The sequence below is a fragment of the Arthrobacter bambusae genome (assembly GCF_030812595.1).
GTDB lineage: Bacteria > Actinomycetota > Actinomycetes > Actinomycetales > Micrococcaceae > Arthrobacter > Arthrobacter bambusae_B.
Map to the genome: position 1 here is coordinate 73,266 of NZ_JAUSSZ010000007.1, position 17,211 is coordinate 90,476.

At 61.6% G+C, this 17,211-nt stretch carries 16 protein-coding genes; 8 read left to right on the forward strand and 8 right to left on the reverse strand.

Features of this window, described 5'->3' with window-relative positions; translation table 11 throughout:
* Positions 1 to 13: 13 nt before the first annotated feature.
* Entirely contained in the window at positions 14 to 1,516 is a 1,503-nt protein-coding gene (locus tag J2S96_RS11025) for an aldehyde dehydrogenase family protein (RefSeq protein ID WP_306862991.1), read from the forward strand.
* 149 nt (positions 1,517 to 1,665) lie between these two features.
* A complete protein-coding gene (locus J2S96_RS11030; protein WP_370873078.1) occupies positions 1,666 to 3,216 on the forward strand; it encodes an MFS transporter in 1,551 nt (516 codons plus the stop codon).
* Here the strand turns inward: J2S96_RS11030 and J2S96_RS11035 are convergent.
* The 4 genes from J2S96_RS11035 to J2S96_RS11050 form a co-directional block, all read right to left on the reverse strand.
* Positions 3,182 to 3,550 (reverse strand): MBL fold metallo-hydrolase, encoded by a 369-nt coding sequence (locus tag J2S96_RS11035; protein WP_306862993.1) that lies wholly within the window; start codon positions 3,548 to 3,550, stop codon positions 3,182 to 3,184. The two genes, J2S96_RS11030 and J2S96_RS11035, sit on opposite strands and share 35 nt — an antisense overlap.
* Positions 3,499 to 3,936 (reverse strand): MBL fold metallo-hydrolase, encoded by a 438-nt coding sequence (locus J2S96_RS11040; protein ID WP_306862998.1) that lies wholly within the window; start codon positions 3,934 to 3,936, stop codon positions 3,499 to 3,501. Before J2S96_RS11040 ends, J2S96_RS11035 begins: the two co-directional genes overlap by 52 nt.
* A 171-nt stretch (positions 3,937 to 4,107) precedes the next feature.
* A complete protein-coding gene (locus tag J2S96_RS11045) occupies positions 4,108 to 5,508 on the reverse strand; it encodes an MmgE/PrpD family protein (protein ID WP_306862999.1) in 1,401 nt (466 codons plus the stop codon).
* 32 nt (positions 5,509 to 5,540) lie between these two features.
* On the reverse strand, positions 5,541 to 6,320 hold the full coding sequence (locus J2S96_RS11050) for an SDR family NAD(P)-dependent oxidoreductase (protein WP_306863001.1): 780 nt from the start codon (positions 6,318 to 6,320) through the stop codon (positions 5,541 to 5,543).
* A gap of 525 nt (positions 6,321 to 6,845) precedes the next feature.
* Here J2S96_RS11050 and J2S96_RS11055 point away from each other — a divergent pair.
* Complete coding sequence (locus tag J2S96_RS11055) at positions 6,846 to 7,280, forward strand: acyl-CoA thioesterase (protein ID WP_306863004.1); 435 nt, start codon at positions 6,846 to 6,848, stop codon at positions 7,278 to 7,280.
* On the opposite strand, the gene J2S96_RS11060 is transcribed toward J2S96_RS11055, so the two are convergent.
* Positions 7,277 to 7,555, reverse strand: a complete 279-nt coding sequence (locus tag J2S96_RS11060) for a hypothetical protein (RefSeq protein WP_306863006.1) — start codon at positions 7,553 to 7,555, stop codon at positions 7,277 to 7,279. The two genes, J2S96_RS11055 and J2S96_RS11060, sit on opposite strands and share 4 nt — an antisense overlap.
* A 13-nt stretch (positions 7,556 to 7,568) precedes the next feature.
* Between J2S96_RS11060 and J2S96_RS11065 the strand changes: the two genes are divergently transcribed.
* Complete coding sequence (locus J2S96_RS11065; RefSeq protein ID WP_306863010.1) at positions 7,569 to 7,811, forward strand: hypothetical protein; 243 nt, start codon at positions 7,569 to 7,571, stop codon at positions 7,809 to 7,811.
* Between the two features lie 109 nt (positions 7,812 to 7,920).
* Here the strand turns inward: J2S96_RS11065 and J2S96_RS11070 are convergent, their stop codons facing one another.
* Positions 7,921 to 8,613, reverse strand: a complete 693-nt coding sequence (locus tag J2S96_RS11070; RefSeq protein ID WP_306863012.1) for a hypothetical protein — start codon at positions 8,611 to 8,613, stop codon at positions 7,921 to 7,923.
* On the opposite strand from J2S96_RS11070, the gene J2S96_RS11075 reads away from it, so the two are divergent.
* Positions 8,612 to 9,202: a hypothetical protein gene (locus J2S96_RS11075; protein ID WP_306863015.1), complete on the forward strand. Its 591-nt coding sequence runs from the start codon at positions 8,612 to 8,614 to the stop codon at positions 9,200 to 9,202. The two genes, J2S96_RS11070 and J2S96_RS11075, sit on opposite strands and share 2 nt — an antisense overlap.
* A 140-nt stretch (positions 9,203 to 9,342) precedes the next feature.
* Positions 9,343 to 9,969 carry a recombinase family protein gene (locus J2S96_RS11080; RefSeq protein WP_306863019.1) on the forward strand — a complete coding sequence of 209 codons (627 nt, stop codon included), beginning with the start codon at positions 9,343 to 9,345 and terminating at the stop codon, positions 9,967 to 9,969.
* A 116-nt stretch (positions 9,970 to 10,085) separates the two neighbouring features.
* On the opposite strand, the gene J2S96_RS11085 is transcribed toward J2S96_RS11080, so the two are convergent.
* Together J2S96_RS11085 and J2S96_RS11090 are read right to left on the reverse strand one after the other, a co-directional pair.
* Positions 10,086 to 10,961, reverse strand: a complete 876-nt coding sequence (locus J2S96_RS11085; RefSeq protein WP_306863021.1) for an alpha/beta fold hydrolase — start codon at positions 10,959 to 10,961, stop codon at positions 10,086 to 10,088.
* A gap of 33 nt (positions 10,962 to 10,994) precedes the next feature.
* The gene (locus tag J2S96_RS11090) at positions 10,995 to 11,690 is read right to left on the reverse strand and encodes an SDR family oxidoreductase (RefSeq protein WP_306863024.1); all 696 of its coding nucleotides are present in this window, start codon (positions 11,688 to 11,690) and stop codon (positions 10,995 to 10,997) included.
* 108 nt (positions 11,691 to 11,798) lie between these two features.
* Between J2S96_RS11090 and J2S96_RS11095 the strand changes: the two genes are divergently transcribed.
* Both J2S96_RS11095 and J2S96_RS11100 read left to right on the forward strand, forming a co-directional pair.
* Positions 11,799 to 12,371 (forward strand): TetR/AcrR family transcriptional regulator, encoded by a 573-nt coding sequence (locus tag J2S96_RS11095; protein ID WP_306863026.1) that lies wholly within the window; start codon positions 11,799 to 11,801, stop codon positions 12,369 to 12,371.
* 315 nt (positions 12,372 to 12,686) lie between these two features.
* A complete protein-coding gene (locus J2S96_RS11100) occupies positions 12,687 to 16,775 on the forward strand; it encodes an ATP-binding protein (protein WP_306863029.1) in 4,089 nt (1,362 codons plus the stop codon).
* Positions 16,776 to 17,211 lie beyond the last annotated feature (436 nt).

Genomic DNA, 17,211 nt, shown 5'->3' on the forward strand with positions numbered 1-17,211 from the left:
GAGAGGAAAAACAATGACCACCACATCCCAGCAGAACCTCGCTCCGAGCGAACAAGCCCAGGGCTTTTTGTCCCGCGATGAGCACCATCTCTTCATCGACGGTGAGAAGGTCCCGGCCACGTCCGGGAAGACGATGACCACCCTCAATCCTTCGACCGGTGAGGTGTTGGCGCGGCTTGCTGCCGGCGATCAGTCCGACGTCGATCGGGCGGTCCTGGCTGCACGCAAGGCGTTCAAAGGTCAGTGGAGCACTTGGACGCCTTACGAGCGGCAAGCCTTGCTGATGCGCGTCGCCCAGGTACTTGACGAAAGATTCGAGGAACTGGTCCACATCGAGGCCATGGACATGGGCGCCCCGGTCTCGAGGTTGCGCAACACCAAGGCCACCTTGATGAAGATGCTGTCGTTCTTCGCCTCACAGGCAATGAGCATCACTGGCGAGACACTGATGAACGGCCTCCCCGGCGACGTCACCACGATGACCTTGAAGGCGCCGGTTGGCGTCGTTGGGGGCATCATCCCTTGGAACGGTCCACTCAATGGTCAGTTCTGGATCGTCGGTGCCGTGCTTGCCAGTGGGTGCACTGCCGTGCTCAAACCGGCTTCGGAAGCTTCTCTGTCGGTGCTGCGTGTGGCCGAGATCCTGCATGAAGCGGGAGTGCCTGCTGGAGTCATCAATGTCGTCACTGGCTCCGGCAAAGAAGCCGGACACGCGCTGGCTGCCCACCCCGACGTCGACCGCATCGCCTTCACCGGATCAACCCAAACCGGCCGAAGCATCATCCAGGCATCAACCGCGAACATCAAAAAGCTGCAACTGGAACTGGGCGGCAAGTCGGCGGACATCGTGTGCGCAGACGCGGATTTGGAAAAAGCAGTACCCGGAGCCGCGATGGGTGTTTTTGCCAACTCCGGCCAGATCTGTTTCGCCGGCACCCGGGTGCTGGTTCAGCGGTCCATCGTCGATGAGTTTACAGAGCGGCTGCTGGCATACATGGAGACCCTGCGGGTCGGGCGTAGCTTGGACGCCGCCACGACATTGGGCCCGGTTATCTCCCAATCCCAGTTGGACACGGTGCTGTCCTACATCGATATCGGCCAGAACGAAGGGGCTGAGTTGCTCTGCGGCGGCCAGCGGCTGGAGGGGGAACTCGGCAGCGGATACTTCATGCAGCCGAGCGTTTTTGGTGGTGTGACCAACGAGATGCGGATCGCCCGCGAAGAGATCTTCGGCCCTGTTTTGTCGATTATGCCTTTCGACGACGTGGACGAGGCCATTGCTATCGCAAATGACAGTGAATACGGCCTGGGGGGAGCAGTGTGGTCACAAAGTCTTTCCACTGCATTACGGGTGGTCCAGGGAGTGCACACAGGCACGATGTGGGTGAACTGCTACGGCTACATCGATCCTCTGGTCGGCTTCAGCGGAACCAAGCTAAGCGGGTACGGCTACAAGGGCACCGCTGCACATATGGACACCTACCTGTACACCAAGAGTGTCTACATGCAACTTTGATCGTGCGTAACGGGAGGAATGCAACGGCGTGAAATTGCGACGGCCGTCTGTACACTGCCGCTGCCGGATGAATGGCCGGGCGAAAAGGCTCCCAAGAACAGGTTGCCGTAGTTTCGTTCCGCCAAAGTCGAGGTCGGAACGGCAGCGTTGTGGCCCACGAGGTTTGTGATCCTGCCGTCGTTTCCAGGGAGGCCGTCCGACCATGGCGGAACAGGAAGGGACTGACTCCTCCGAACAGTGCGCCGCTCTTTAACATCCGTGGCATTGCTGTTCCGGCGTTCGGCCCCGGCCTCCTGTTCAGTCTTGGACAGGGCGCGATCCTGCCGGTGGTGGCGCTGTCTGCCCTCCAACTTGGGGCTTCCGTTGCGATGGCGGCTGTAATCGTCACCCTGATTGGCCTGGGCTCGTGGGTTTTCAACCTACCGGCGTCCATGATCACCCTGAAGTTCGGTGAACGCTGGTCCATTGTCAGTGCGGCCGCCGCCGGAGCGCTTGCCATGGTGGCTGCCGCTGTGTCGTCGTATATTGGCGGGCTCTGGTTGTTGGCGGTGGCGATGACCGGCGTCGGGATGGCTACCGCCGTCTTCACTCTGGCCCGGCAGAAGTACCTCACCGAGGCGGTGCCGGTGGAGTTCCGAGGCCGCGCCATGTCCACGCTGGGGGGCGTGATTCGTATCGGCACGTTTATCGGGCCATTCATCGGCGCCGCAGTCATTACTCTCGTCGGCACCAGCGGCGCGTACTGGGTGGGTGTGGCAGGGATGTCGGCTGCCGGCGTGCTGGCGGCGAGCGTCCCGGACCCGGTGCTGGGGGAGGGGTCCGAGTGCAAGACCGGTCCGGAGCCCACCCTCCGCGCCGTGCTTGTCTCGCATTCCGGCGTTTTCCTGACGGCGGGCGCGGGCATTCTGCTGTTGAGCGCCCTACGCGCATCCCGTCAGGTGGTCATTCCGCTGTGGGCCGGCCACTTGGGCCTGGATCCGACGCATGCTTCGTTGGTTTATGGACTCTCTGGGGCAATCGACATGCTGGTCTTCTATCCGGCGGGCAGGGTGATGGACCGGCGCGGGCGGCAATGGGTGGCGATTCCCTCCTCGGTGATCATGGGCGCGGCGCTGGAGTTCATCCCGCTTACCGCGGGGTTTACCAGCCTGCTGCTTGTGGCGCTGCTGATCGGCTTCGGCAACGGGATCAGTTCCGGCCTGGTGATGACGCTGGGTGCCGACTTCTCGCCGGACCGGGGCCGTGGGCAGTTTTTGGGCCTCTGGCGGTTCATGGCAGACGCCGGGTCCACCTGCGGTCCGATGCTCCTCTCGGCGGTTACGGCCGCCACAACCCTCGGTGCCGGCGCGACCGCCACCGGGGTCCTCGGGTTCGCAGCGGCAGGCCTGTTCGGCCGTCGTGCTCCGCAGATTCAATCACCGCCGCAATCGCTGACGCCATCCTCCATGCCAGCGGTCCCACGGATACATTCGTCCTGCCACGCCTCGTCCAGGCCGGATACGACGTCATCAAAATCAGCAGCGGCGGGCGGAAGCTCTACGCTGTGGACGCGGAATCGGAACAATTTGCCGTGGTCCATACTGACCGAAACCGGGGAAAACGCCAGCGGCTCCGCTCAACGAGACGCCTATGAAACCCAGCGGAATTGGCGCATTCGGTCAGCAGTCACCAATCTGCCGAAGGAGAGCCCGCGAAAGTGAGCCGGGGCGAAGACATCAGCCGATTCGGCCAGTTCCTTGGCAATTCGATCCGCATTGCGCTGGCCGCAACAGGATCGATGTCCCACATGCCGATCCACTCGGGCTCCGTCAACTGGCCTATGGTATGCACGGTATCTCCCAGCAAGAGTGCACGTTTGCCCTCACTGTGGATCAGATAAACCGTGCTGCCTGGAGTGTGACCCGGTGCCGGCCGGGCAATGATCCCAGGAAGCAACTCCAGTTCTGCGTTGAACGTCTTGACACGGTCAGCAAGAGGATAAACTACTTCCCGAACGACGGGTACGCTGTGGGACCCGTCATGAAATAGTCCCAATCATCCTGATGGACGCGAACCGTCGCGTTCTCAAATGTGGCTTTCCCGTCCGTTGTGGACCACCCGATGTGGTCCCAATGCATGTGCGTGAAGAGAACGTCGGTGACATCACCGGGCTCAACGCCGGCTGGACGCAAATTATTTAGTAGCTGCCCCGTCGTGGCTCGCTCATCGGAGAACACCCCGCCTCCGGCGTCGACTAGAACCGTTCGCTGGTCAAATCGAATCAGAAATGCACCAATATCGAACTGTAGACGGCCGTGTTCATCGGCGGGATGATCTGCGCAATCCCAGACCTTGCCGTCAGGATGCGAGACCGCTGCCTCTATAGGCTCGCGGGCTGTGCCGTCGACGATTGGCAGGATGTCAAGGCTTCCGATCCTCATTTATCGGCGCCCAACTGCGGCGCGCCTGCGTCTTCCACGCTGATGTAACCCAGCCCTCTCGTCTCACTTTCTGGCGTGCCACAGATTTTCCCTCTTCAACACTTAGTTGATCGTTGGTCTGCTCGGATCGCAAACTACGTAAAATTCATTCATTCATTCAGTCGGTCAAGGTCAAAGCTCACCTGAAACCGACTCCAACACGTCAGCTGCGTCATCGATGAGCTCGAGGTTAGCGATGAGGTCCTGAGCTCGTCGCGCGCCTTCTCCTGGAACCGGGATCGCCGCGGCTGCGGCACATTCCTTGAACTTCTGGCCGAGTTCATTCCACGTCATCGGCGCATCAGCGCTTCCTGGGGTGTTTTCGCCGACACGAACGTATTTCCGGCCGTCCCCCATCACGATCTCGACTATGCCGTTCGGTAACTCGAACTTCCAGTCGAGATCGGGATCCCGGATAGCAACGACCTTTCGCGCCAGGTCCAGAACTTGTGGATCGTTCAATGCCTCGATCGTCAATGCCGTTGCAGACAGCGAGCGTTTGGCTGCCGCAAGTGCGACAAGGAAAGGTAAGCCGAACCGGGCCTCCAGGAGCGTGCTCGGTGCTTTGCGGATCTCTGGCGGCACACAAAGGATTTCGTGAGCATCGCCCACGAACACCCGAAGTTCTGCGATGTCTGCGACATCGAGCTCGTGGTCGGTGACGAGTCCGATTGTCGCGTGGATGTGGCTGTGAGCGGTGCCGATTGCCGGCCAGGGCTTGTAGAGAGTCGTCGATCCTTGATAGTCCACACCAAGGTCTGCGAGCATGGCCGCCCTGTCGTATTCCCCATTGAAGTAGGTGTCGAAGACTCCTGTCTTGGATTCGAAAACCGTGTCGACTCCAACCACTCCCTTCGCCGCAAGGAGCGCCGCGGTCGTGGCGCCTCTTGCGGGAAAGGCGCCATAGATGGCCCCCAATTCGCTGCCCGCTCCGGAGACAACATCCATCACTCCACTGGCCTCGCCACTTGCGATGGCAAATGCTTGGTTGATCTGATGTGCACTGAGTCCTAGCACCCGTCCAGCAGCCTCGAAAACGCCCAGCACCGTGGATACATTCCAGTCCTTCTTCCAGTCCACATTGCAACGCAGCCGGGTGAAAATGTCCTGACCGACCGCTACTGCGGCGATGAGATCCTTACCCGAAACCCCCTGCTTATATTCAGTGACGGCCAATACGGTGGGCACGAGGGACAATGAGCAATGTTGGCCCCATGGAAGATAGTCGTCATAGTTGAGGCTGTGTGACATCGCGCCGTTCGCGAATGCGGCAGACGTCGCGGGTACCTTGAAACCGAACCCAAGAACGGATGCCTCCTCCCGCCCGGCGCCCTCCCGCACCAAATCGACCACAGGTCGCACCGACGGTTCGGTTCCGCTTGCCGCCAGCATCACGCCCAATGAGTCCAGCAACGTCTTCTTGGCGGCTTCGACAGCTTTACCAGGCAGATGGTCAAACTCGACTTTTGCCGCGAGCTCCGCGAACCTCATTCCAACATTAGCTGCGTCAGACAACTCGGTGCCGTCGTTCATACCACTTCCCTCCAAGGATTATGTCTGGTTTGTCAAAAGACCAAGTAGCCACCGTCGGCGACAATGGTCGATCCGGTCACGTATGCCGAATCATCTGCCGCCAGAAACAGTGCTACCCGCGCAATGTCCTCAGGTTCGCCGAGTCGCCTCAAGGGATTCCGGTTCTCCACGCTCTCCTTCGCCGCTGGATCGTTCAAAACTCGATCCATCATCGTCGTCGCAACGACCCCCGGAGCGATCACATTAGCCCGCACTCCGTCCGGGCCATAGGTCTGGGCAAGCGCTTTCGTAAGCCCCACGATGCCGGCTTTCGCGGTGGCATAGACATGGTTCGGCGCGCCGGTGAACGGTCCTGCCACCGAGGAAACGTTGATAATTGAGCCTTGGCGACGCTCAAGGATGTATGGCAGTACGTGCTTACCGATCAGGAATACGCTCTTCCGATTCACGCGGGTTGAGAGGTCCCAGAGCTGCTCGGTCACCTCGTGAGTCCCGCCGTCCTGAGAATCATCCCGAGGGCCGAAACATCGGAAGTTCGTTCCCGCGTTTTTGTAAAGGACGTCGATCTGGCCGAACTGATCAGCGACAGCCTTAACCACTGTTTGAACACTGTCGGCATAGGCGACGTTGCACGCGAAAACGCGAACGCGTGGGGATCCGATCTGCGCCGTAGCCGCGGCCAGCGCAGCGTCATCGACGTCCAGCATCGCCACGCGAGCACCCTCTTCGGCGAAGATTCGTGCGGCGGATAATCCCTGCCCTTTAGCTGCACCAGTAATGATCGCCACCTTGCCGTCGAGACTGCCTGACACGAGTTGTTCCTTTCGGTGATACCGAGCGAGTTTTCGTAATCTCAACCGGTGGACAGAATCTGGATTTTCCCGTCTTTGGGGACACGTGGTTATGAGGCAAGTCCGTGAATAGATCTACTGTGTTGTCCGTGTAATAGTCGGCCATGTCCTTTGGCGTCCATTGGGTGGTGCCGCGATTGGTTAGGTCGAATTGGACTCAATTCGGACTGTGTTGAGCCCTATTATTAGGTGTCGTGTAATAAACAACAAATGATTGTACGTGATGTACGGATCAATTGCATGCATAAGTAGGGCATGAGGCGCGCTGATATATGTATCACTCAATATCATTGGCCAAATGGCCGCACCACAGGTCAGTGTATCTACTATGAATCTAGGCGAAGTGTTTGGGTGTTTTTGATTGCGCCGACATAGCACGGGGAGGGGCGGTCTAGCATCCGGGCTAACGCCAGTACGAATGTTTTTGTGGGTATGGGTTCCGATCCGGGAGCGCCGGAACCCTTTCATCGATGCCGGAAGGGCCCCATGGAAACAACTAACATCACTTTTCGTACCCGCAAATGGGTGCGGCCCGAGGACCTCAACGCGAACGGCACGCTGTTTGGCGGCAGTCTGCTGAAGTGGATTGACGAGGAGGCTGCCATTTATGCCATCCTGCAGTTGGGGAATGGAAGGGCCGTTACCAAGTACATCTCCGAGATTAACTTCGTAAGCTCGGCCGTGCAGGGTGACCTGATTGAGATGGGTTTAACGGCAACGCGCTTCGGCCGCACCTCGATGACCATGCGCGCTGAGGTGCGCAATATGGTCACCCGCCAGAGCATCCTCACTATCGAACAGATCATCTTCGTCAACGTCGACTCGGCCGGTAAGCCGGAACCACATGGCTACACCGAGGTCACCTATGATCGCGACCGCGTCCCCACGCAGCATCTGACAGCAACGACAAACCGGGATTAGCGGCAATGCAGATCAGTGCTCGGCCCACCGTCACTCGGGCGAGTCAGGCCCGTACTTGCGCGAGCCTTCCTGGATAGGCGGACGCTGATCCGAAGAACATGCATGGCGGCGAGAGACAATGGCACGCCCGTGGCCTGCTGCACCCTCATCAACACGGATGCGGTCTTGTCGAGGTCTTCAATGGTCAGTCCGTCCTCATCCCGCATGCGGATCATGGCGTCCTTGAACGTCTTCACGAGACGCTTCGCACGCGGGTTGATCAGTTTTGGATCCACATAGGACGCGTTGGTGGTCGAAGTGAGAACCGCGGCGTGGACCCTCATGGTGCTTTTGCTGTGGATCAACGGTTACCGGCACGACTTCACCACCGACGAGGGATTCGCCGTGGCCGTTGGCGTTGCCGCGGGAGAGATTGAACTGAATGGTGCTGCATCGCTGATTTCCCGCCACATGGTTACTATCTTGAGGGGGCGGGCAAGCATCCCTCTGCCCGGGGTCGGCCTGCCTTCGCGGTCTTGGCGCGCCTGGTAATTGTCAATGTTCGAAGTCGTCTGCGCACCGACCTGTGAACACTCGCTCGGGTGCCGTCGACTTTGGTCATGCGGCGTGTCCGAACTCGTGTGCACGACCGGTCGTCGTTTCATGGTGCTATGGACGAGGAGATCGTCGATGCCGGAAGGGTGCGTGAACGGGGCCTCGTGTCGGCGTCTGAGTCGGTGTGGGCTGAGGCGGTCCGTCGCGCTGAGGTGATCGGCTCACTTGCCGAGGCCGAGCAGGTCGGCCACGCTGCGGTGGATGCGGCCGCTGCTGCTCTGGGCGTTGGACGGCGGCACGTGTATGCGCTGCTGCGGCGGTGGCGGGGGCGAACATTGACCTGGCCCCGGACGAAGGTCTGCTGCGGATGCTGGCCGAACGCACCGCAGTGCCCCACGATCGCATTCGCCGGATGACCCTGGCGGGCTGGGAGCCATGGGTCATTGAGCCCGCCGAGCCGGAGGGCGAGCCCGGCGCGGCGTTCGAGAACTTCGTCGGGCAGCACTCCGTCCTGCTGGGGCCGAAGGACAACAAGCTGGCGCCGCAGCGTGCCCGGCTGGCGGCCATGGCTGCCCATGGACCCCAAGCAGGCGCCGATGCGCCGAGCCTGCCCGATTTGCATCCGAGTCGCCCCGCCAGCCCTTCGAGGCTTCACCCTGGTCTCCCAGCTGCCGCTGACGCTCAGCTGCCCCGGCCATCGGTGCAGGCTCGAGCCCGCGTTCGGCGCGCCCGGAGCGTACTTTGCCTGGGAGAAGTCCGGAACGGTGTCGGCCGCGGTGCCGTCCTCCGTGGTGCCCATGGACCGGCTCACTCACGCTGCGCTGCGCACTGGGGTCGTGACCCTGCCCCGACGGGCCGTGCATGCCGGAGTCTGGTTCCGCCTGCTCCGCACCCTCATCGACGAGATCTCCATTCCTCCTTCGAAATTGACGCGGCGAGCCCAACGCGCCGTGGTACGCATCTGGGACGCCGCCGGGCACAGGCCGCGCGCCGGCGTCAGCGTAGCCTGGCGAACGTACGAAAGCCTCCCCTGGCCACGCCAGCAGGCCGCCCTCGAAGCAGCAGCCGCAGCCCTCCACCTCATCGAGACGCGCGAGATCACAACCGAGGGCTCCCTGGCCTCGCTGTTGACCATTGAGCCGCACAAGCCTGTGCCTGATGGGAGGAAGCCCGAGACCGTCCGGGCCGCCGAATTAGTACATGCTCTCGAGGACGCTCTCGCGGCCGCCAGGGCTGACCCCCTCGAAGCGCACAGGCTGTTGGCACTTCTGGCTCCGAACCCTGGTTCGAAGAGGTTCGGCAGCGTGCGAGAGGACCTCATCATGCTGGGGATCCCCGTACACAACCTCCCGCCCGACCCCGAAGACTCCGACGACCGGAGACCATAAAGCTCCAGTCCATCACATAAGGGGACTTACAACGTTTACACTACGTAGAATAAGTAACGGGTAAAGTGACAATCATCGGGCGATCCCCGCTGGAGAACCGGTTGTCACGCAATCGGCCGTATAAGTGACGGAGGAAAACCATGCTCGTCGGGTATGCCCGGGTGTCCAAGGCTGACGGATCACAAACGACCGATCTGCAGCGCGACGCGCTCTTGGCCGCGGGTGTCGGGTCGGAATCCTTGTATGAGGACAAAGCGTCAGGCAAACGGGAAGACAGGCCCGAGCTTGCCGCCTGTCTCAAGGCTCTTCGAGCTGACGACGTGCTGGTGGTCTGGAAGATTGACCGGCTCGGCCGTGACCTCAGACACTTGGTCAACATTGTTCATGAACTCACTGAGCGCGGTGTCGGCTTAAAGGTCCTCACCGGCCAAGGTGCCTCCATTGATACCACCACCGCCACGGGGAAGCTCGTTTTCGGCATTTTCGCAGCCTTGGCCGAGTACGAGCGCGAGCTCATCAGAGAACGCACTATCGCTGGTCTGGCCTCCGCACGGGCCCGTGGCCGCGTCGGAGGAAGACCACCCAAAATGACCCCAGCCAAGCTCCGCCTCGCCATGGCCTCAATGGGCAAACCCGAAACCCGCGTCGGAGACCTCTGCGAAGAGCTCGGCATCACCCGGCAAACCCTCTACCGCCACATCTCACCGACCGGCGAACTCCGCTCAGATGGAAAGAAGCTGTTCGAACGGACGAACCGCAGCATCTAACAAGCACCCCCCACGCAGAGCGAGGACCCCATCATCGGCCAGGCTACCGGCTCTGTGCAGGGGTGTTGCGTGGCCGGCCCGCTGCATGACCGTCCACCCCGTGCAGGTGCCCGGAGTCAGTTCGTTCGTTCGAGGAACGCCAGCGCTGACGCGACGAACTCGCCGTGGTACTGGAAGATGGCGCCGTGGCCGGCGTCGCGGTAGAGCGGGACTAGTTCGCCGTTCGGTAGGCGTTCGGCGAGGTCTAGGGTGTTCTGACTGGGCACCATGACATCGGTTTCGCCGTTGGCGACCAGGACCGGATGCCTGACACCGGCCAAGTCCTGCGGCGATTGCCTGCCCCATCGGAGGATGGCCTTCAGTTGCGCGTTGAATGCCGAGGATGCAACGGGCTGGTCGCGGTCTTTGCGGCGCGCGGTCAGGTGGTCGAGGTACGCCTGCGCGGCTCGCCTTCCGTTCGTGGTCCCGGTGAAGAACAGGTAGTACTTCGGGTGCCTACGGCGCAGGATGCCCTTGATGGTAGGGAGAACGCTGCTTCGGCGGATCTTGGCGATGCCGGACCCGCCGGCCGGGGCCGTGCCCGCAAGGATGATCCGGCGGATAAGCCCGGGGTCGGTCTGAGCGATGGCTTGGGTGACGAAACCGCCCAGGGAGAAGCCGAGCAGGTCGACCTGGTCGTGCCCGAGCGCTCGGATGAACGCAATCGCGTCGGCGGCCATTTCCTCGACGGTGTCAGGTGTGGTGCCGGTCGATGCACCGACGCCGCGGTTGTCGAAGGCGATCGTGTGCCGGTTGGCGGCGAGACCGTCGACGACGCGCGGGTCCCAGTCATCCAGGTTGGCGGCGAAGTGGTGCAGCATGACCAGCGGCACTCCGCCGCGCGGGCCGAGCTCCCGGTAGACGAAGTCGTCGCTGGCCACGCGCACAGACTGGGTTGGCGCGTTCTGGTACGACGGGGACGGGCGGGTCGTGGGTGCTTCGGGTGGGTTCACGGTGATCTCCTGTCTGGGTTGGTGCATCGAAGATCAGGCGAGACGGGTGGGGATGGGACCGTGCGCCAGGCCCTGGCGGACCTGACGGGTGATGTCGTCGGCCAGGATTTCTTGGGCGCCGTTGACGATCCCGTTCAGCGCTTGAGTGGCGACGTCAGCGGGATCTGCCTTGGGTACATCGGTGAGCTGGGCGGTCATGTCGGTGTCCATGAAGCCGACATGGAGCCCGGAAACCGTGATGCCCTGTGGTTCAAGCTCTTCGCGCGCGGCGTCGGTCAGCGCCCACGCGGCAGCCTTGGCTGCCGCGTAAGCACCGGCCTGTGCCGGGTGCATCCACGAGATCACCGAAAGGATGTTGAGTACCGCGCCGCCGCCGTTGGCTGCGATGAGCGGGGCGAAGGCCCGGGTAACGGCGAGCGGCCCGAAGAAGTTCGTCTCCAATTCCTGGCGTACGACGTCGATATCGCCGCCGAGCAAGGGCACGTAGGTGGAGATGCCGGCGTTGTTGATGAGCAGGGTCGCATCAGTGGCGATCTCGGCGGCGACCTGGATCGACTCGTGGTCGGTCACATCGAGTCGGAGTGGCGTCACGCCGGGCAGGTCCAGCTCGTCAGGTCGCCGGACCGCCGCGTAGACCGAAGCGCCACGCTCCAGCAATTGGGTCGCCAGATGGCGGCCCAGGCCTCGGTTCGCTCCGGTGACAACCGCGATAGCGCCGTTCAGTTCCATGTATGTCTCCTTTTCTCTTGCCCGGTTCCGGGCCCGCTGGATAGATTACGACAATAATCTATTGCCGAGTGTAGAATAGATGATGATCGACATCAAGAAGGGATCCCCATGGGTCGCGTGTCACAGGCGCAAGCGCAGGAAAACCGCAGACGGGTTCTCGATACTTCCTCCCGGCTCTTCCGTGAACAGGGCACCAATGTCAGCGTCTCCGACCTCATGAAGGCGGTCGGCCTCACGCACGGGGGCTTCTACAAGCAGTTCGCGTCGAAGGAAGCACTCATCAGGGAGGCCACCGTCCACGCCTTCGCCGAGGACGCCCGGCTACGTGAGGCCGCTCTGGAGCACTCCGCCGGTCGGGATGGTGCCCAGCACACGTTCATCGACGCCTACCTGTCCACCGAGCACCGGGACAACCCGGCGGGCGGCTGTCCCATCGCCGGGCTTGGTGTCGATATCGCCCGCGGTCACGGCGACGACGAGACTCGCCGAGTCTTTGCCGAACGGGTCCAGGAGACCGCAGCCTGGTTCGACACCGGCGCCGACGACGGCATCGTCCGATTCGCCACCATGCTCGGCGCACTCGTGATCGCGCGAGCCACATCCGGCTTCCCGATATCCGAGAAAGCCCTGACCGCGGCCCGCAAGGCACTAACCGAGCGCGGAGACCCATCGGCCAGATGAGCGGTCGCGGCGGGGCGCCGCGGCCCATCATTCGGCCGACGGCCACGTCCCCGTCACGTACCCCCGCCGGGGCGTGTAACGTTCGCATGCAATGAACTTCGGTGCCCGTCGCCCAAGCGAAGGGATCTCCAATTGGGCGGCTTCCATCTCGGATGGAGGTCTGTGTAAAGGACTTCGATCATTCGCGCAGACGATTCCGAAAACTGACAGTAATGGTGGGTCGATATTTTCGCCCAACCCGAGAAACACATCTGCAAACGTAGTTAATGCGTGCGAAATTTTCGTCGCACGTAGTTGCTGCGTATGATGAACTTCATGTTCACTGAACTTGGACGGGTGATTCGGGAGCGCCGCGAGGCGCTCGGGCTCGACCAGGCCGCACTCGCGGCGCTGCTCGATATCGGTCAACAGGCAGTCAGCGGGTGGGAGCGCGGCCGGTCGCGCCCACGGCGCGCAATGCTCACGCACCTGGCAAAAGTGCTCTCTGCCGACGAAAATGCGTTCATAGATGCTGGCGGGTATCGGTCGTCCGCATCGACTGTTCGGAGCCCGCTCCAACCGTTGACTCGCGCCCTTCCCATGGATGAACTTCCCGAAGACCGGTTCGAGGATTTCATCGCGGACGTGATGGCATCTATGTTTCCAGATGGCCACGCCAGCCGGTTCGGAGGTCGAGGTCACAAACAGTATGGGATCGACATTCTTGTTACAGAAAGCGGAAGGAATCTTGCGACCGGGCAGTGCAAGCGGCACCGCGAGTTCGGGCCAACAGCCGTACGCAAGGCGATCGGGGAGGTTACGGTCGCGGCGGGAAAGAACTACCTGTTCCTGTCACGGCTGATCGCCACTCCTGATGCTCGACTGGCGGCCGCAGAGCACTCCGACTGGGAGCTCTGGGACGGCGAAGACATCTCGCGATACGTTCGAAACTTGCCCAGCGATCGAGCAGTCCGCATCGTTGACACCTATTTCCCGGGGCACCGGGAGTCGTTTCTCGGAGTAGCATCGCCAAGTCCGTGGCTTCCCCCTGAAGAGCACTTTGATGCTAGTCGCAGCACAATGTTCAACCACGAGTGGACTCTCTCCGGCCGACGGGAGGAGTTGGACGCGTTAGTGGCTGCCGCGTACCAGCCGTCCGCGAACCTCGTCTTCCTTGTCGGCGCTGGCGGCGTCGGCAAGACCCGCATGCTGAAAGCGCTGGCGGACGCGGCACCATCGCAACTCTATCCCGTCCGCGTCCTTCCGGGTGACGCCCAAGTCGCCGGTGCAGATTTCGAACGACTTCCACATCAAGGAGGGCTGACTCTCATCATTGACGACGCCCACGAGCTCACAGGGATTGCCTCTGTGGTCGCTGGCATATGGCGCCACAACCGCGACGCAAAGATCGTACTCGCCACCAGGCCTTACGGCCTGAGGTCTCTGAGGGATGGGCTGGCACGAGCAGGGCTTCTCCCGGCGGACAGGAAGGTGGTTGAGCTTCGTGAGCTTAGCTTCGAGGACGCAGCGACCCTTGCTCGGGAAGCCCTTGGTGACGACGTTTCAGAGACGGTCGCGCGGCGGCTGGCCGTGCTGACAGCTGACTCGCCTCTCGCCACCGTCATTGGCGGCATCCTGATCAGCCGGGGCCAGCTTGACCCCGGAGCGCTGGAGCAGGACGACAACGTGCGGGACCAGATCATGCGCGGATTTCGTGACGCACTCGTGAAGGACCCGCTCGCTGACGATCCACCTACGCGCGACGCCGTTCTCGACGCAGTCGCGGCTCTGCAGCCGGTTCGCACCAACGATGCGAGCGCACGCGACTCACTCAGCAAGATAGTTGGAAAGCCCTACGACGAGTTGCACAAGCACCTGCGCAGCCTTGAGAACGCAGGCATCCTCAGGCGCCGCGGCGAATCACTTCGGATTGTGCCTGACTTGCTCGGTGACGTGATCCTGGCTGATGCGGCTTTCGGCGAATCCGACGTCCATGGAACTGGGTACCTGGCCCGCATCGAACCGTTGGCCGATGGCACCAGCGCCGAACACCTGTTCGTGAACGTCAACCGGGTGGACTGGCAGGTCCGCAACAAGCGGCCGGAGGCACCAAGCCTTGCCGACTCACTTTGGGCTGTGTTTCAGAAGAGAATAGAGGACGCTGATCTGATCGGCCGGCGTGACTTGGTCGGCCTTCTGGCGAAGGTGGCCTACTTCCAGCCTGAGCGCGCGCTAGTGCTTACTCGTTGGCTAATTGACAATCCGACTGAGCATATTGGCGATGGGAACGCCGTTTGGAGAGGCCATGTCTCACCCGGCTACACCGAAGTCCTTCACGCATTAGCGCCGGCGCTCAAGTTCGCTGCGCTGAGCCTGGACACCCTTCCTGATGCCCTTGGGCAGTTATGGGAACTCGCGTGCATCGATGAACGTCCGACTAACCAGCATCCCCAGCACGCGGTGCGGATCCTTCGCGAACTAGCGGAATTAGATCGGGCGAAGCCCATCGCTTTCAACTCTAGGATCGTTGACATTGTCTCCACTTGGTTTGCTGAGGGTCTGCGCATTTCGCCGTTCGAGGTTCTGGAACCGCTCCTTGCGACCGAAGGCGATGAGTCGAGCTCTCACGGCCACACAATCACCTTCCGGCCCTACTCGTTGAATCCATCAAGCGTGATCCAGGTCCGAAAGCAAGTAATTGATCTGGCCTTCGACGAGCTCAGCTCAACCGATCTTGGGCGTGCAGGCGCCGCGGTCAGGTTCCTGAAGTCGGCGTTGCATTACCCGGTGGGCACCTTTGGCCGTCCGGTCTCGACGGATGAGCGGCAAGGGTGGACCCCTGGATTTGTCGACACGATCGAGCGGCTTGGTGCGACAGCTGCGAAAGGGGCTCTTGATCCGGCGGTTCTCGTCGCAATCCGAGACGCACTTTTCTGGCACGAGAACTACTCGGACTCAGCTACCCGGACGGCGGCAGAACATGCCGTGCAGTCGCTCCCTCGCGGAGTGGAGTCTCTGCTTGCTCTTGTAGTCCATGATGGCTGGGGCCATCTGCTTCGCGACCCTGATGACGACTATCAAGTGATGGAGGCCAAGCGCCTCGAGCTCATGAAGGAGGTCGTCACCGGATTGTCCTTGTACACCGACGGCCAAATCGTTGAACTGCTTGTCGCTCGACTTCGATCGGACCACGAGGTCAACCGTCCGACGGTAGGGCAGCCGGGCCCTGTCGTGGCCAGCTTGATCCAGGCTCGGCAAGGTCTGGCGCATGCGCTCTTAGAACACATTCGAACAACAGCGTGGCCTGCGGATCTCGATCCCGTGCTGCCGGTTGTACTTGCCTCGCTTGCCGAGGATGACCCTAGGGCGGCCTTGGACGCCGCCCGAGATCTCCTAGCCGGCGGGCCGGTCGAGCGCCGTCGGGCCGTTGCCGAGGCACTCAGCTGGAATCGCGGTACCCGAGAACCTCGCACCGAGGAAATCGACCTTTTACTTCAGCTGGCGTCCGACCCGGACCAGGGCATCCGACGTTGTGTCGCTCGAGCGGCCCAGATGCTGGCCTCGGGGCATACCGGTGAAGTCACCCGTCTCATCGCCGCCGTCCGATTCGCGGACTCTGGGGACTTGGCCGAGGACATCTTCATGTGCTTCCGGTCCCAACTCGGGATCTCGTGGAGCGATTTTTCCGAAGGCCAACTAGAGGTGATCCGTAAAGACCTGTTAGCGCTGGCAGACATCGGTGGGTATTCAGTCAGCGAAGCCCTCGCTACAAGGTCTGCGTCAGAACCCGAGTGGGTCATCCGGTTAATGCAAGCTCGCGTCGAACGCGCAGAGAAACTTAAATGCCTTGATGGCTATCGGGCGACACCGTTCCATTGGGACAACCGACTCCGCATCCGCGAGACCGCCGGGTTGGTCGCCAGTTTGAACGGCATCCTAGTTTGGATCGCGGATGGCCTGGACTCTTGGATCCGGCGACGGATGGGCGCAGAGGTCTTCGCAGCTGTCGCGGTCAGCTATGACAGCCATGTGGCCGACGTCTTGAGCACAGCGTTGGCGTTTGGCTCCGAGGAGATGACGCGAGCCGTGTCTGCCGTGCTCCACGAAGCGCCTCGAACCTTTATCTGGGATCAGCCTGACTTCGTACGAACGGCGCTGCACGCGGCTCAGCGACTCGGAGAAAAGGTTCGTTGTGAGATGACGGGCGCGCTGTGGAGCGCCACCGTTTCGGGACTTCGTTCAGGCACGCCCGGTGAACCGTATCCCGAAACGATCGAACAGCGGGATCGCTCTCGGAGGATGGCGGAGCATCTACCCGCCGGATCTCTTGAGGAACGGTTCTATAGCGAAATGGCCAAGTCAGCCGAGCGGGACATTGCCTATGAACTGGCGGAGGATGCGCCCGACGATGGGCGGGAATGGTAGCCCATGAGCGTAGATCCCAGCGTTGCTCCTCGGCCTTCTTCCCGCCGTCAACCCCGGCACTTCTCGTCACTAGTCGACTTTCAGGCTGTTGTGGTACCTATTACCGGCCGCCAAGGCGGACTTGCCCCGGATCAAGTGTGGACGCGCCCGCCGGCGATCGGGACGCATAGAGGAAGTCGAACGGCAGTGTTTGTCAGTTCCCAATGCAGGCAGAGGAGTATCCTTGGCGCGGAGTAGGCACGACCGGTAAGAGAACATCTGGTTCGAACTCCACATTCCCAGCTGGCTTCGGAGCGCTGCGAGCAAGTTCATTCGACTCGTTCTAATCGCTTTGGTGATCGTCCTCTTGGGCACCCACCCAGACCTCAGCCATGTTCCACTCGTCGAAAAACTGGTGGAGATCAGCACTTCGACGCGCTGACTGTCGTCCAGAGAG